Genomic DNA, 14,651 nt, shown 5'->3' with positions numbered 1-14,651 from the left:
ACTAAGTTCGGACTAGTGCTTTCTGTTATTTTAAATTCAAATTCTTTATTATTTTGTATAAATTGAGATTGACCAACGATTCCTTGTTCTTCTCCATCTACTATCATCTTTATGTTAGTAGCTGTTATATTCACATTCCCAAAACTATCTATATCTAAAGTTCTTTTACCATTACCATCTGTTACAGATAAGTTCTTTGCATCTATCCAGTTACCTCTTAATTGACCTATCCAACCTCTATCAAGTGATAAAGTGCCTATAAGAGCATCATTTATAGCCATATTATCTACATAATTACTTAAATCATCTACTTTTTTAGTAGTAACTACAACTTGAGAACTAAATTCTGTTCTATTTCCATGACTATTCACGCAACATACTCTGAAATACCAGATTTCATTAGGTTTTGCTTGAAATAAAAAAGAACTTGTTTGTCCTGCATGTATTAAGTCAAATACATTAGGTGTAAAGTCCTTTATCTTACTTGCATATAGTTCATAATTGTAATAGACTTTATTTTCATAAGTCCAACTAAGCTCAATACTAGAAAATCCATATAGTTTACTAGATAAAACAGGTACACTTGGTAAACTGTTGGGGAAATCTCCAATATTCCCATCTGCCCCGGGAGGTCCTTGTGGACCAGGCGGTCCTGGTTTAGATTCTTCGCTTCCTCCACCTACAACATCACCTAGGGTAGTCCTTGGTTCTCCAACCTCCATACTATCATATCTCTCTTTTAAAAAATCATATGTAGTCTTTATTACTTTAGCTTTAGTATCTAAGTTATATCTATAATCTTTAATTCCTACTGTATCACATAGTTCTATTTTATCTTGTATATCTTCATAACCTGCGCATTTACTAAGAGGTATAAAAGATATTTTGTAATTAAACTTTACGAAGTCACATTTATTATTCTTAAAATATTTTTCTCCTAATATTTTTAATTTTTCAGTCGTTGGGATTTCTTCATCTTCAAATTTATCACTAAAATCTATAGTCTCTATAAAAGGTGTTTCATAATCTAATATCTTAGGACTATCTACATATGTAAATATTTCAGTTTCTTCTCCACTTTCTGCTGTATATTTAGCTATAGCTTTAATCCTAGTTATTAAACCTTCTTCATCTTCAGTATAATCAAGTCCAGTCATATTTTTGGAGTATTCTATAATTACATCATTGTCATGTCCTCGTTTATTTAATACATAAAAATCATAATTATCTCTTAATATTTCAGCACCAGTTCCAAATGTATCTATTATAGATCCTCGTACTCCACCTATTGCACTTAATAATTTTGTAGGTCCTATTTTAAAGTTTTGAGCATTAACTATATCTGAATGCCCTTTAAACTTTTGAGAGAACTGTGAGTTTCTAAATATCATATTTAAGCAATACTCACAACTTTGATTTTGTATATCTAATCCTTCTATCATATCCCTTTGTGCATCATAAGAAATATGTCTAGCATAAACATTAAATACACCTTTTATTGTCTTACCTACTTTATATATTCTAAATTGTTGATTTTTAATTTTATCATTAACATCTGCAGTAAATATATTACCTCTAATAAGTTTATCCCAATGAGGTGAAAATAATTGATATGTTATCTCTGCTTCAAGCATACCATTTCGTTCTTCTATTGTTATACCTTTTAAACAATCTGTTAATTCTCCTATAACTGTTCCTGTCTTATCATGTAGCTTAGGTATCATTTAATCACCTCACTTGGTTTAGCACTAAATAACAATACTACTTCTTCAAAGTTTTTAACTATATTTTCAAAATCTATCTGTCCTATAAATACTGCGTCTAATTTAGTTCCATCATCAAATACAATAGGTTTATATCCTTCATGGCCATTTAGCCATTCGTCAATCCTATCTGAATATTCTTTAGTATTTAAATCCCTAGCATCTAAATAAACTACTATTTCTAAATTTAAATTTTCTCTACTTCCATCAGAAACAATTAAATCCCCAGTTCTACCAGGGATTTCTATTAACTCAATTCTTTTTTTAGCTTTTGAAAGATGATTAGATTTTTTCACCTTTAAATTAAAATTTCTGCTACTTACTCCATTGAAAGTAAATTCTTTCATCTAACCACCTCCTAAAATGCTCCTTTTCGTTGCAAATAGAATGCAAGCTCTTCTGCTAAATTTTCTATATCTTGCTCTCTGTTATTTATAAAATTTTCTATATTAAGATTTATTCCTCCACCGATACCAGCTTCTCTTAATATACCTGGTAATTTACTTAATGGTAATATAGCCTCTGGACCTGCTTCTCCACCTACCATAGCTTTCCCACTCATAGGATTGAACCCAAACATTGTAGGATTCATCATTATCCCTCCATTTTTGTACCATTCTATACCGAACTTTGGTACTGATGGAGGATTTAAACTAAATTTACCACTAATATTTATATGAGGTAATTTTAACTTAGGTAAGGACCAACTAAAATTAAAAAATGATTTAATTTTTTGAATCGCATTATTGACTTTATTTTTAGCACTTTCCATTTTTTCATTAAATCCATTAACTATCTTTTGAAGAACAGTATTTACTATATTAACTGCGCCTTGAAAATCACCACTAAAAACTGCCTTAATAAGTGATATCGCCGTTTTAACAATGCTAGTAGCAGTATTTAACTTAGACGTAAAGAAACCAACTATAGATGTAAGAATACTAGCTGCTAAACCTAATATTTGACTTAATCCATTATTCCATACAACCTTTATTACTCCCCATGCCATAGATATTACATCCTTCACTATTGACATAACATTAGATATTATTGATTGTATTTGTGAAAATACTTCATTTACCTTATTTCTAAAACTTTCATTTTCATTATAAGCCTTTACTATAGCTGCTACGAATACACCAACAACTCCTACTACAGCCAATATTGGTGCTAGTAAGCTTACCATTGTCCCTATTAGTCCGCTTATTCCTCCACTAAGAAAAGCTACAACTCCACCTGCATTTGAGATAATTGGAGAAAATGTTGTAAATGCAAGTCCTACATTTCCTACAAATGAAACAAGTATACCTAATATAACTAAAACTGGACCAAGTGCGGCCAAAAGTCCACCTATAACTAATATGACGTTTTGCGTTTCTGGACTAAGATTTTGGAATCCTGTACATAGTTTAGATACAAAATCAGCGGCCCTTTCTATATGAGGTAACATTCTTTCTCCAATAGTTATAGCTACCCCTTCTAGGGCAGATTTCATTTCTGTTAGTGCTCCTTTAGCTCCTCCCATCATAGTATCCGCCATTTCATTCGCTTTCCCTGATGAATCGCCTATTGCAAATGCTAATTTATCGAAATCTTCTTTACTCGCATTTACAATAGAAGCCCATCCTGACATAGCCTCTTTACCAAATATAGTAGCAAGCGCATTAGCTTGTGTTGTTTCATCTAAAGATCCAATCTTATCTCTAAGATTCATCATTGTTCCCATAAGACTTACAGATCCATCATCATTTTTTACTAACTCAACACCATATTTTTCCATAGCAGCAGTCATAGAATCTGTAGGTTTTACAAGATTTGTTAAACCTCCTCTTAATGCAGTACCTGCAGCACTACCTTTTATTCCAGCATTTCCCATAAGGCCGATCGCTAAAGATAAGTCTTCCATTTCTATACCTAATGTTCCTGCTACTGGTCCTGCATATTTAAGGGTTTCACCCATTAACTCTATACTAGTATTTGCATTAGAACAGGTTGCAGCCATTATGTCTACGAATCCTTGGGTATCTTTTGCAGACAATCCCAAACCAGTTAATCCATCTGTAACTATATCACTAGTTGTTGCTAAGTCAGTTCCACCTGCAGCTGCAAGACTAAGAATACCAGGTAAACCATCCATCATATCTTGCGTTTTCCATCCTGCCATACCCATATATTTTAATGCTTCTGCACTTTCAGTAGCACTAAACTTAGTACTAGCTCCCATTTCTTTAGCTAATTTACTAAGTTTCTCTAAATCAGTTCCAGTTGCACCAGATATAGCAGATACTTCCCTCATACCTGCATCAAAATCCATTGCAGTCTTTGCGCTTGCAGCTGCTATGCCTGCTAATGGTAAGGTTATTCCTACTGTAAGTGATTTCCCTACACTAGTTATCTTTTCACCTGCTTGTCTCATTTTATCAAAGGTTTTTCCAACTCCACTACCTTTTTTATCAATGGAATCAAGTTTCTTTAAAGCTTCTTCATCTTTAATAACGATGCTCCCAAACAGTTTGAAAATCTCCATATATTAGACCTCCTTTCTAGCTTTCTTTTGCCTTATTTCAGCAACATCTCTTAATATGTCATCCATACTAGAAAGTGTATTTGTAGTCGGAATTATAAGTTTACTCTTATAATCACTAAAGCTTACAAATGTATTTTTATCCATATTAGGATATAAAGTAAGCCACATACTAAAAGCCTTGTTATCAAATTCTTTTTCATATGCTTTATTAATAAGCCTTATCGCATTTTCCCACTCCATATTAAGAATATAATCAATATTTGAATATCTGCTTAATAGGAGATCTAGGCAATCATCTACATCAATTTGCTTACAAGCGTAAAAAAATTGCTATCTTTAACCATATTTTTAAATTCAACTATTACCTCTGCAACTTCATCTAACTCTTTATTACCGAATTCTTCTCCAGAACATCCATATAAATCACCTAAGAAATCATTAACTTCATCTTGAGCTAAATGTAAATTTTCAAGTACATTTTTAAACATGTTTATACCTAGATTTATTTGCATAGATTCAGTATCTTTTGAACCAACAGTAACTCCACTCATATCTACTGTAAAATCAATTTTTTTTAGTATTCTAGACATTTTAAATATGTCATTTCCGTTTAACTTTCTTAATTTCATATCTTCCCTCCGAATTTAAAGGTATAAATACCTTTCTTTATTTTTCTAAGTACCTCAAAAATGATTTATTTAAGTCAATTTTTAAATAAAAAAATAGCACCAAATTAATAGTTCTATTTTTATAAATTATTTTATAAATTCAACCTCCCAAGGTTCAGTTTCTGATTCTCCTTCATCATATGTTCCTACATATGTTAATGCCTGTATAACCTCATCTTTATCTTGTAAAGTCCAGTCAAGATTTTCAAGGTTTATTGCATTTTTAAGGGTTATAATAACTCCTTTTCCTGCCTTAGTTTTTCCAGTCCATTTTACAGTTTTATAATCCTCTGTTGATATATCTGTTTTACCGGTTACCGTTGTATTAGTATCTGTTGTTGATTTCATACCAGGATAATAACTCGTAAAATCTTCTGGTAACATACTAAGAGCATTTATTGTAAGCTTAGGTACAGATTTGTCTATTAAAGTTCGACCTTTTACAGTACCTCTATCACCATCTGCTTCTATATCTCTATATTCTCTTTCAACTACAAATTGACCACCACCTCTAGTAACAGCTATATCTTTTTCACCAATAGAGAATACTCCATGTCCTAAAATTATCATAATTACCTCCTACTTTTTAAAATATGTTTGTACATTAAATCGAAGTTGTCTTCGCTTTAATGATTTATCTTCATCTTCAATCTTTAATCTTTGTTGCCTATAAAATGTCGGTAATACAAATTCATTAGGTAAATTTGCTTCATCTAATAACTTATCAATATTATCTGTTAAATCCTCTATACGTATTGATGAGTCGTTTCTATCCCATATATCAATTATTAATATTAAATCATCTCTATGGCTCTTTAACCCATCATTTATATTAAATACAATATATGGATACTCTGCATTTTGAGGTGCATTCTCATGATACACTCTTGAATGCTTAGTTTTTAAAGTTTTCAATATTAATTCAAGTAATTTATTCATCACTATTCAGCTCACTATATACTTGTTTTGTTAAAGTAGTAATTGTATCAACATTTTCAAGAACTGTAGGCATCAAAAAAGGCTCTGCTCTCATTTGACTATTACCAAGTTCCCATGCAGGTGCGTAAAAGGACTTACTACCAATTAGTAAGTCCTTTTCTCTTTTCCTTGCCCAATATTGTATACTTCTTCTTAACTTACCACTTCTCCTACGTGCTTTTCTTCTTACTTCACTAGCTAAAAATTGTCCAATGAAGTTATATACACGTTCAGGTTTTTCCTGTATTTTCTTTTTAGCCTTATCAACTTTTGAAATATATGATTTTTGCTCTGACCTAGTCTTAGCCATTTACAGCACCTTCTAATATAATTTCTAACTTATCTACACTTACTTCATAAGTTCTAATTATCTTATATTCTTTGTTATTATACCTTGCTTGTGTCTCATCTTCATATTCAAATGAATTTATTTCAAACTTAAATTCAGGTTTAAATCCACTAGCTTGTGCTTGATAAAATTCACTCTGTTTAATACTTTTTCTCTTACCAAATATCTCTTTATATTCTTTAGATTCAACATTATCACCTATTTCATTTTGTGAATATGTAATCTTTATTAATTCTAATACATCATCAAAACTACTCATTATATTCACCACACAAACTTAAATGTTGTTTTAACGATTCATAAGATTCTTGATATCTATCACTATCTTTATTATCTAATCCGAAATTAGCTTTGCAATATGTTTTAATTGCTCTTGATATCAAAGGATCATACTCATCTATTTTAACTACACCTGATATTTTTAAATCTAACTTAGCTTCTGATATTAAATCATCTATTTCTTCATCAAAGGCACTACTTTTTATTCGTAGTGCCAATTTTATTGATTCTAACATTAGAATCACCTACTTTAAACTGATTTATGAGTTAATATTACTAATGAATTTTTATCTAACACCTTACCATCTACTAACATTATTGTTTTAGTTATTTGGTCATCAGTATTATCATCTTCATATCTTTTCATAGTCATATTTAAATTTGTATTTAATACATAATCTTTTGGATTGAATAAGAAAGCAAATTTATTATCTGATTCTGGAGACTCTACATAGCTTTCCATATAGTCATTTAATATTGCTTTTCTTCCTAATAAAGTTCTTTCCGGCGCTCCATTTATTCCATAATTAACTCTAGCTATAGGTTGTCCTGTAGAGTCTTTTATAGCTTGGAATTTCATGAATGTTTTTTTAGTCATGAACCATAGTGCTCCACTTTCATACGCTAATGGTAATGCTGCTTCTGCTTCTATTAAAGTGTCATATCCTAATCCCTCAGCTTTAGCTATATCTATAGATTGTCCTTCAACTGGAGTTTCAGTTAATATCCCTTTAGGTTGACCTACGCCAGTTCCAGATATTACAGATTGTTCTATAGCTTTTGTCATAGCTTCAACGACATTATTTATAAGAGTTTTTTCAAATACAGGTAATGCTATAGTATCCATTTCTAAAGACATAGATACTGCGCATCTTAATTTATAATAAGCAAAAGTTATAGTTCCTTGTACTGCTTTCTTTTGTTTGTTACTTGTCGCTCCTTCTGATACCCATGATGCAACTGGTTTAACTGTAGATGTTGGAACTGTTACTCCACCTTTTATAGATGTTCTAGTTACTAAAGGTAATATCATACCTGTAGCTTCTATTTTTTCTATTATTTTTTCTAATACAGTTGTAGGTATCATTACTGATGCATCAGTAGTCTTAGTACTTTCATTTGAATTTACAAATTCTTTAGGCATAGATATACCTCTTGATACATAATTCATAAATGCTTTTCTGTACTCTACTGTATTAGTTAAATCCTCTGTAGTTGTATTATTAGTAGTATCTAAAACTACTGCTCCAGCTACATTTCTAGAATTATTAGCTATATTTGTTATTTTAGAATTATCTTTTAATGCATTTAAATTAGCTGCTGCTTTAGCTTCTTGTTCATACTTATTGTCTAAATCTTTTATTTCTGTCATTTTAGCATTAGCTTCTTCTATTTTCCCTTCATTTATAAATGATTCTGCTTCATTGTATAACCCATTTCTTAGTTGTAAATATTGTTCTTTATTCATATTTATATTTCTCCTTTTAATTTTAATAATTTTAATTGTGCTTCTAGTTTTTTTTGCATAAAAATATCAACCTTATTTTCTTTAGGTTGATTGATTATTGGATTAAAGTTTCTAAATCTTTGAAGTAGATTATTATCTATCTTACCTATTGAATTACACATGCTTACTGCACTATTTTTTAATAAATCTACCATTGATTTATCTACTTTTTCATTGGTAAACATTATTTCATCAATAAGTCCTAACTCTAGTGCCTCTTCTGCTGTAAGCCACGTTTCTTTATCCATCATTTGCTTAATTTCTTTTTCATTTAGTCCAGCTTTCATTATATAAGCATTTGCAATTGTCTTATTTGCCTTTTTCAATACTTCTACAGTATGCTCCATATCTCTATAATCTCCACTAGCTTGTGTTGAAACATTATGTACCATAATTTCTGCAAGAGGAGACATTTTACATTTACCTGCCATAGCTATAACACTTGCTATACTTGCACATAGTCCATGAATTTCAATTGTTACATCACCTTGATAGGTTTTAAGCATGTTATAGATATCGCATCCAGCAAATACATCTCCACCACCACTGTTGATTCTAACAGTTATAGGCTGACCATTTGCTCTACTTAGTGTATTTTGTACCATTTTAGGCGATACTGCCTGTATTCCATACCAAGAGTAAAGCCATTCATTACCACTTGCGACTACTTCACCTTTTACATCAACAAATATCAATATTACTCACCCCCTTTCACAACTGCCGTATCTAATCTTCTTATTGCTATATCTCCACCTTCAATTGGAGGCAAATTAAGAGCTCCTCTCCATTCATTCGGTGTTAATGAACCTCTATCTACCATTTGAACCAAATTTAATTTAGTAGACATACTAGCATATTGTAAATTAGACGCTTCGAATACAATTTTGTTACCAAATCCTCTTTCTCTTCTAGTAAATATTTTTCTAGTAAATTCATTACTTAACTGCATAGCTAACGGTTCTATTTCAGCTTCAAAATATGAAATCCATTCATCTTCAGTATATTTACTTTGTACTATTTTTTCATTTGTATTAAAAAATGAATAAATACGTTGTACAGTTTTTTCAGTTTGAGTTGCATTAGGTACATAGTCTTTTGGATCTACTTGTTTAGCATCAAACTTGGAATCTGTAGCAGCGGCTCCTCCACTATTCTCAATATTTAAGAATGTATCAGTAAACTTTTTAGTCTGCTCTTCCATATCTTCTGGTCTAAGAGTTTGATTAAATTTAAGTAACCAACGTATTATACCGCCATTTCTAACAGCTTTTACAATACCTTGGTCTGTTGTATTTACTATTTCCATCAATGAAGTAAGGGCTTTTGTTGGACTATCTCCAAATATGTCATTTTCATTGAAATCTTTTCTAATATGTATTATATCCTCATAAGGATAACTAACTATCTTGCCATTTTTCATATTAAATCTTAGGTATAAAAAACCATCTTTATCATATAAGGCTTCTATACTATCAGCTATTATAGGATACAATTCCATAGGATAATTATTTTCATCTCTATGTATATATATAAAGGCATTATTATTTAATTCTAGTTGATTTGTTATTTTTTCAAATAGCACTTGTCCTGTCATATACGGGTTAGGATCTTCTAGTAAAAATCTAATATACGGTTCTGGATTGACTGCAAATCCTTCTGCAGAATTCCTTATATGACTAGGAACTAGCTTACCTATAGCTTTAGCTTTCGGTCTTATGCAAGAACGCACTATATCAGATTGATATAATTTACCATTCCAAGCATAAAATCCATTTCCTTTATCTGTTATCATTTCATATCTAGTTAATGAAGGACTTTTATTGAAAAACTTACTTAGTATCCCCATTTTTCTCACCTCCTATCTAAATTATAGCTAGATACTCCGACATCTTATCTTTTAATACAACATAACCTATAATTAAACTGACAGCTCCATCTATACGTTTTCTACTATCAACACCTTTTATAGGTTGAATGTTCCCGTTTATATCAGTTTTTATCTCTGTATTAGATAAACACCATTTATCTATAGGATTATTATTGTATATAACTCTATGAGCCATTAAATCCGCTCTTAGCTCTTTCATAGGAGATGATAAAGTAAGAACTCCTTGTCTAACTTTAATCATTGCTTCTTTCCCAAATTCATTTTCATATGCCTGTAATAAACTATCATCAACATGCCAAGGATCATATCCTATCCAAGGAATATAAATATCATATTCATCTCTAATTTCTTTAAACCACTCTAACATATGAAATTTATTAACCTTATTACCAGGACATACTCTTAATAATCCTTGCTTTTCCCATAACTTATAAGGAACTCCGTCAGCTTCCTTATTATCTTCCAAATTATTAAGTTTTCCTTCTGGAATAAAGTACATTGACATTGCATAGATGTTTTCATCATTAGGTCTCATGCATAAAACTTTTGCACTTGCTAAGTCTGTAGTTTCTGCCAAGTCAAAACATCCTATTCCATACCTGAATCCCATATCTTTTATATTAAACTTAGTTTCATTATTAAGTTCATCCCATCTAAGCCATGCACTAGATGAGTTTTCCTTCATGTTAAAATCTTTAACCATAACTGTAGCCTTAAATGATGGATCATTTTTAGCCTTATTAACAAAATCTCTTAAATCTTGTATATTCTTTATTGTTCCTAATCCAGGATTAGCTTTTATCCAACGCTCCTCTTTATCCCATTCATCTTTATCATCTAACTCATAGATAAATGGTAAAAAAGTCTCATCAACTACTTTATCTGGATCATTGCTTGTATATCCATCTAAAACTTTACAAGCATAATCATACTGAGCATCAAATATAGATTCTCTAACAAATCCATTTGTAGTTATACAAAATAATAAAGGTTGTCTCCTTGCAGTCATTGACTGTTTCATTAGGTCATATAAATCTCTATTCTTAATAGCTGCCAACTCATCTATAGTTATCATGTGTCCATTAAGTCCATCAAGACCATTAGAATTAGATGCTAATGCTTTTATAAATGATAAAGTTGGATTAAAGAATAAGTCAGATTTTCTTTTTCTTATATGCTTACTAAGTAAAGGAGACTGTTTCACCATGTTATGAATCTCCATGAAACACTTTTGAGCCTGTTCTAGTTTAGTAGCAACACAATAATTTTCTGCTGCTCCTTCTCCATCTCCTATAAGCATATAAAGATTTACTGCAGCAAGTTCTGTAGTCTTTCCATTCTTACGACCTTCTATAGTTAAGCTTTCTTTATATTTTCTAAGCCCTGTGTCCTTATGTACAAACCCAAATATCGCTTGAAATTTTGCCTTCTGAAATAATTCTAATTTTAAAGTTGTACCCATAGCTCCTTGAGCTTGTTTACAAAATGTTTCTATAAACTCAATAGGCTTAAGGCTCAATTCTAAATCAAATATATAATCACCTTTAGGATTATATATATCATCAACTAATTTAGCATATACTTGCCTTATTCTTTGGCAAGCAACTATTTCACCAGATAGAATTTTTTGATAGTATTCTTCTATATACGTACCTGTCATTTTTTAATCTTCCCTTTTGATAAAAAGGCTAATAGTTCATCTGCTTCTTCTTTTTTCTCTTCTTCTGGTAAAAGATCTATAAGCTGTTTCATTACTCTAGAATATCTTTGCATAAAGGTTGTATATATTTTAACTTGAGGTCTTTCTCTATCAAAACTTTGGGATCCCTGCTCAAATATTTCAGTTAAACCATTAGTTAATAAATCTTCTCGCATTTCTTCAAGTGATATTTTCATGAATGCTGCTTCTTGAATTAACCCTTCTAGGACCTTAACCTTTTCTTTTGGAAAATCTTTATATATTTTTTTAAGTCTATTTATTTCAGTTTTAATCTTTTTTTCTTTTTCTAATTTCTGTAATAATTGTTCATTTTTGATTTTCATTTTACCCCTCCCTAATTTTGAAAATTTCATGTGGAGGAAAATATAGGTCCACTCCGACGGTCTCCTATGAGCCTTTATAAAAAAAATTATAGGGGGGTCTCAATAGGAACCAATTCCCCATTCTCATTGAATGTATATTCATCTTTTGTTGCGTTTACTTTCCTATGTATCGCTACATGACAGTTTCTACAAAGTAATACTAGATTATCTTCTCCTAATGTTATCTCTGGATTATCTATGTTCTTAGGACTTAACCATGTAACATGATGTACTTCTTCTCCAGGTTCTCCACATTTGTTACATAGCCCATGATACTTATTGAATATATATTCTCTGCATTGTTTCCATGCTTTACTTTTATAAAACTTTCTACTAAATTCTCGAGCCATACTCCACCTCATTTAGTGTTTTAAAACTGTACTAAAAAAGCCTAATATTTATACGAATATTATTATTTGTAATCCAGTTATCGTCTGTGTTTGTACCTTTTGAATCAATGGTTTTCTTAGGGAATACCATATTCATTTTATAATTTTTCTTCTTATATATATCTTCATTTTGTAACCTTGAATAAATAATCACCAAATTATAAGACATTCAAAAATAGAAAAATAAAAAAATCATCTAATAAGCCTTCTCAAAACTTGGCTGTATTGATGATACTTTTCCTTATCTAAACCTAAGTAAGCTTTTGTTTCTTCGATTGAACTATGACCTAACATTTCTTTAACTGCTATAATATCACAGTCATTCTCCATATAAACTGTATATGCATAAGTCTTTCTCATACTATGAGCTGTTATATCATCCATATCAAAATACTCTGCTGCTTCTTTTAATATTGCTGTAACTCTATCAACTTTAATATGACTTTTCCCTTTTCTAGATGGAAACATATACTCATAATCTTTCTTATCTCTTATGTATCTTTTTAATACAGTTTCTACCTCTGGAAGTATTTCTGCTTCTCTTGGTTTCCTATTTTTTTCTCTAATATTTTTACTATTTTTCTTTTTACCTTCTAAAATTTCAAACCTACCTCTTCTTAAAGCCTCTCTTACATCTCTAACTTTAAGCTCTACTAAATCTCCTGCACGATATCCAGTAGTAATTCCAAGTAAAAAAAGTATATAGTTTCTTTCACTCCTATATTTTAAATAGTCTTGGATATCATAAACCTTTCTTATGTCTTTTATTGGTTTTGAAGGTCTTTTTACTTTCTTCATTTTTAAAACATCCTCTTTCCCCTTTCTTGCTTTTATAAAAATTTCACATAAAAAATACCACCTCAATATGAGATGGTATTATCCTATGATGTTAATCTTTTTATGTCATTTTTATTGATACTGTGTCTTTTTTGCTATATTAACATATTATCACATTATACAGCTAATGTGTGGCTCATTATCGGCTCACTTTCACATTCTTCTTTAAGTGAACTATTCCCATATATGCTATATGCTATATGCTTTATAATCTTTAATTCTCTTCTCTTCACTGTAGCTTTAGAATAATTAATCTCATTAGCTATCTCAGATATTTTATAATGCTCATTTAACTTATTTCTTTTAAAATATCTGTATTCGATTATATCCTGGTCGCATTTTTCCATATTTTCTATAATTGATTTTATAAACTTATATTTTTTTCTTATAAAATCAATTTCTGATTCTTTTATATAAATCATATCTTTAGCACTTATAATCATATCATCTATGCCTTTTGTAGATCCTTTTGATTTTATACCTAAATTATCAAACCTAATATCTTTATAGCTATTATCTTTACTTTTTAATTCATCTATTTCTAATTCAATCATTTTGATACTATCTAATCTAGATGATAATGCTTTTAAGTAATTTCTAGTCTTAATGATATACTCTTCTCTAATATTCATATTTGATGCACCTCATAATATAATTTTTAGTGCATCCCCCTAATAACCTCTTTAAATTCTCTATCCTATTTTATATCCCTAGAATGGTAAATCATCATCTTCTATAGCCTGAAAACCTTGTGGATCTAATCCTGCAGGCTCAAACCTATCATTTTCATGATTTTCTTTCTTACTATCCAATGCATTTACTTTCATTGTATGAACTTTTGTAAATGTTCTATTTTCACCTTGTTGCGTCTTATAATTATCAACCCTTATACTACCTTGTATTCCAACTAATCTTCCCTTTTGAAGATAATTTGCACAAAACTCAGCACCTTTCCCTATTACTTCAACTGGTATAAAGTCAGTATCCTTTGTTCCATCTTTTTTAGTATAATCTCTATCAATTGCCAAGCTGAAATTAGCAACTGCAGTACCTGTTCCTGGTATATACCTTAACTCTGGATCTTTAGTTAATCTACCAACTAGTACAACATTATTAATCATTACTCTTCCTCCTCGGAACTTGCCTATTATCAATTCCATCTAAATATTTTTCTAATTGTTTTTTGATCAACTTATAAATCTTAACCTCATTATCATATTCACTCTTATACTTATGCTTTAAAACCTTAGCTTCATTATCCCAACAACCTAACTTTAAATTTACTGGTACTATAAAATCCTCTGTAAGCTTCATCTTCTCCACCCTAAACTAATGTTATTTTTTCCTAATTCTATTTAATTCAACTGTGATACCAACTAATAAA

20 protein-coding genes are annotated in these 14,651 nt (G+C 30.4%); all 20 read right to left on the bottom strand.

Features of this window, described 5'->3' with window-relative positions; genetic code table 11:
- Positions 1-1,724 (bottom strand): phage tail spike protein (locus I2A66_RS04675; protein WP_195251074.1); only part of this gene is annotated, 1,724 nt, incomplete at its 3' end.
- Positions 1,721-2,110, bottom strand: coding sequence for a hypothetical protein (locus tag I2A66_RS04670; protein WP_122639836.1), 390 nt, complete (start codon positions 2,108-2,110; stop codon positions 1,721-1,723). The genes I2A66_RS04670 and I2A66_RS04675, both read right to left, overlap by 4 nt.
- A gap of 11 nt (positions 2,111-2,121) precedes the next feature.
- Positions 2,122-4,290, bottom strand: a complete 2,169-nt coding sequence (locus I2A66_RS04665; RefSeq protein WP_122639837.1) for a phage tail tape measure protein — start codon at positions 4,288-4,290, stop codon at positions 2,122-2,124.
- A gap of 3 nt (positions 4,291-4,293) precedes the next feature.
- The gene (locus I2A66_RS04660) at positions 4,294-4,530 is read right to left on the bottom strand and encodes a hypothetical protein (RefSeq protein WP_122639838.1); all 237 of its coding nucleotides are present in this window, start codon (positions 4,528-4,530) and stop codon (positions 4,294-4,296) included.
- A 56-nt stretch (positions 4,531-4,586) separates the two neighbouring features.
- Positions 4,587-4,919 carry a hypothetical protein gene (locus I2A66_RS04655; RefSeq protein ID WP_195251073.1) on the bottom strand — a complete coding sequence of 111 codons (333 nt, stop codon included), beginning with the start codon at positions 4,917-4,919 and terminating at the stop codon, positions 4,587-4,589.
- Positions 4,920-5,045: 126 nt separating this feature from the next.
- Positions 5,046-5,528, bottom strand: a complete 483-nt coding sequence (locus tag I2A66_RS04650; RefSeq protein WP_195251072.1) for a hypothetical protein — start codon at positions 5,526-5,528, stop codon at positions 5,046-5,048.
- Between the two features lie 9 nt (positions 5,529-5,537).
- Positions 5,538-5,897, bottom strand: a complete 360-nt coding sequence (gene gp17 / locus I2A66_RS04645) for a tail completion protein gp17 (protein WP_195251071.1) — start codon at positions 5,895-5,897, stop codon at positions 5,538-5,540.
- Complete coding sequence (locus I2A66_RS04640) at positions 5,890-6,246, bottom strand: HK97 gp10 family phage protein (protein ID WP_122639842.1); 357 nt, start codon at positions 6,244-6,246, stop codon at positions 5,890-5,892. Before I2A66_RS04640 ends, gp17 begins: the two co-directional genes overlap by 8 nt.
- Positions 6,239-6,544 carry a phage head closure protein gene (locus tag I2A66_RS04635; RefSeq protein WP_122639843.1) on the bottom strand — a complete coding sequence of 102 codons (306 nt, stop codon included), beginning with the start codon at positions 6,542-6,544 and terminating at the stop codon, positions 6,239-6,241. Before I2A66_RS04635 ends, I2A66_RS04640 begins: the two co-directional genes overlap by 8 nt.
- Positions 6,537-6,800, bottom strand: a complete 264-nt coding sequence (locus tag I2A66_RS04630) for a head-tail connector protein (protein ID WP_122639844.1) — start codon at positions 6,798-6,800, stop codon at positions 6,537-6,539. The genes I2A66_RS04635 and I2A66_RS04630 overlap by 8 nt, the downstream gene beginning before the upstream one ends.
- A 14-nt stretch (positions 6,801-6,814) precedes the next feature.
- Positions 6,815-8,032, bottom strand: coding sequence for a phage major capsid protein (locus I2A66_RS04625; protein WP_195251070.1), 1,218 nt, complete (start codon positions 8,030-8,032; stop codon positions 6,815-6,817).
- Positions 8,033-8,034: 2 nt separating this feature from the next.
- The gene (locus I2A66_RS04620; protein ID WP_243113357.1) at positions 8,035-8,766 is read right to left on the bottom strand and encodes a head maturation protease, ClpP-related; all 732 of its coding nucleotides are present in this window, start codon (positions 8,764-8,766) and stop codon (positions 8,035-8,037) included.
- A gap of 2 nt (positions 8,767-8,768) precedes the next feature.
- Positions 8,769-9,917 (bottom strand): phage portal protein, encoded by a 1,149-nt coding sequence (locus tag I2A66_RS04615; RefSeq protein ID WP_122639846.1) that lies wholly within the window; start codon positions 9,915-9,917, stop codon positions 8,769-8,771.
- Between the two features lie 16 nt (positions 9,918-9,933).
- Entirely contained in the window at positions 9,934-11,619 is a 1,686-nt protein-coding gene (locus I2A66_RS04610; protein WP_122639847.1) for a terminase large subunit, read from the bottom strand.
- On the bottom strand, positions 11,616-12,002 hold the full coding sequence (locus I2A66_RS04605; RefSeq protein ID WP_122639848.1) for a hypothetical protein: 387 nt from the start codon (positions 12,000-12,002) through the stop codon (positions 11,616-11,618). Before I2A66_RS04605 ends, I2A66_RS04610 begins: the two co-directional genes overlap by 4 nt.
- Positions 12,003-12,088: 86 nt before the next feature.
- The gene (locus I2A66_RS04600) at positions 12,089-12,391 is read right to left on the bottom strand and encodes an HNH endonuclease (protein ID WP_122639849.1); all 303 of its coding nucleotides are present in this window, start codon (positions 12,389-12,391) and stop codon (positions 12,089-12,091) included.
- A gap of 231 nt (positions 12,392-12,622) precedes the next feature.
- A complete protein-coding gene (locus tag I2A66_RS04595; RefSeq protein ID WP_122640483.1) occupies positions 12,623-13,228 on the bottom strand; it encodes a tyrosine-type recombinase/integrase in 606 nt (201 codons plus the stop codon).
- A 155-nt stretch (positions 13,229-13,383) separates the two neighbouring features.
- Positions 13,384-13,899: a hypothetical protein gene (locus I2A66_RS04590; RefSeq protein ID WP_195251069.1), complete on the bottom strand. Its 516-nt coding sequence runs from the start codon at positions 13,897-13,899 to the stop codon at positions 13,384-13,386.
- A 78-nt stretch (positions 13,900-13,977) separates the two neighbouring features.
- Positions 13,978-14,385, bottom strand: coding sequence for a single-stranded DNA-binding protein (locus I2A66_RS04585; RefSeq protein WP_195251106.1), 408 nt, complete (start codon positions 14,383-14,385; stop codon positions 13,978-13,980).
- The gene (locus tag I2A66_RS04580) at positions 14,381-14,581 is read right to left on the bottom strand and encodes a hypothetical protein (RefSeq protein ID WP_195251067.1); all 201 of its coding nucleotides are present in this window, start codon (positions 14,579-14,581) and stop codon (positions 14,381-14,383) included. Before I2A66_RS04580 ends, I2A66_RS04585 begins: the two co-directional genes overlap by 5 nt.
- Positions 14,582-14,651: the final 70 nt, after the last annotated feature.

Source organism: Romboutsia sp. 1001713B170207_170306_H8, from assembly GCF_015550495.1.
Lineage (GTDB): Bacteria > Bacillota > Clostridia > Peptostreptococcales > Peptostreptococcaceae > Romboutsia_E.
Note: the sequence above shows the minus strand (reverse complement) of the source record. Positions and strands in the feature narration are given on the sequence as shown.

Bases quoted from the DNA above. Each gene is read 5' to 3' on its own strand.
- I2A66_RS04670 (WP_122639836.1), bottom strand. From the start codon at position 2,110: ATGAAAGAATTTACTTTCAATGGAGTAAGTAGCAGAAATTTTAATTTA.
- I2A66_RS04665 (WP_122639837.1), bottom strand. From the start codon at position 4,290: ATGGAGATTTTCAAACTGTTTGGGAGCATCGTTATTAAAGATGAAGAA.
- I2A66_RS04660 (WP_122639838.1), bottom strand. From the start codon at position 4,530: ATGGAGTGGGAAAATGCGATAAGGCTTATTAATAAAGCATATGAAAAA.
- I2A66_RS04655 (WP_195251073.1), bottom strand. From the start codon at position 4,919: ATGAAATTAAGAAAGTTAAACGGAAATGACATATTTAAAATGTCTAGA.
- I2A66_RS04650 (WP_195251072.1), bottom strand. From the start codon at position 5,528: ATGATAATTTTAGGACATGGAGTATTCTCTATTGGTGAAAAAGATATA.
- gp17 (WP_195251071.1), bottom strand. From the start codon at position 5,897: ATGAATAAATTACTTGAATTAATATTGAAAACTTTAAAAACTAAGCAT.
- I2A66_RS04640 (WP_122639842.1), bottom strand. From the start codon at position 6,246: ATGGCTAAGACTAGGTCAGAGCAAAAATCATATATTTCAAAAGTTGAT.
- I2A66_RS04635 (WP_122639843.1), bottom strand. From the start codon at position 6,544: ATGAGTAGTTTTGATGATGTATTAGAATTAATAAAGATTACATATTCA.
- I2A66_RS04630 (WP_122639844.1), bottom strand. From the start codon at position 6,800: ATGTTAGAATCAATAAAATTGGCACTACGAATAAAAAGTAGTGCCTTT.
- I2A66_RS04625 (WP_195251070.1), bottom strand. From the start codon at position 8,032: ATGAATAAAGAACAATATTTACAACTAAGAAATGGGTTATACAATGAA.
- I2A66_RS04615 (WP_122639846.1), bottom strand. From the start codon at position 9,917: ATGGGGATACTAAGTAAGTTTTTCAATAAAAGTCCTTCATTAACTAGA.
- I2A66_RS04610 (WP_122639847.1), bottom strand. From the start codon at position 11,619: ATGACAGGTACGTATATAGAAGAATACTATCAAAAAATTCTATCTGGT.
- I2A66_RS04605 (WP_122639848.1), bottom strand. From the start codon at position 12,002: ATGAAAATCAAAAATGAACAATTATTACAGAAATTAGAAAAAGAAAAA.
- I2A66_RS04600 (WP_122639849.1), bottom strand. From the start codon at position 12,391: ATGGCTCGAGAATTTAGTAGAAAGTTTTATAAAAGTAAAGCATGGAAA.
- I2A66_RS04595 (WP_122640483.1), bottom strand. From the start codon at position 13,228: ATGAAGAAAGTAAAAAGACCTTCAAAACCAATAAAAGACATAAGAAAG.
- I2A66_RS04590 (WP_195251069.1), bottom strand. From the start codon at position 13,899: ATGAATATTAGAGAAGAGTATATCATTAAGACTAGAAATTACTTAAAA.
- I2A66_RS04580 (WP_195251067.1), bottom strand. From the start codon at position 14,581: ATGAAGCTTACAGAGGATTTTATAGTACCAGTAAATTTAAAGTTAGGT.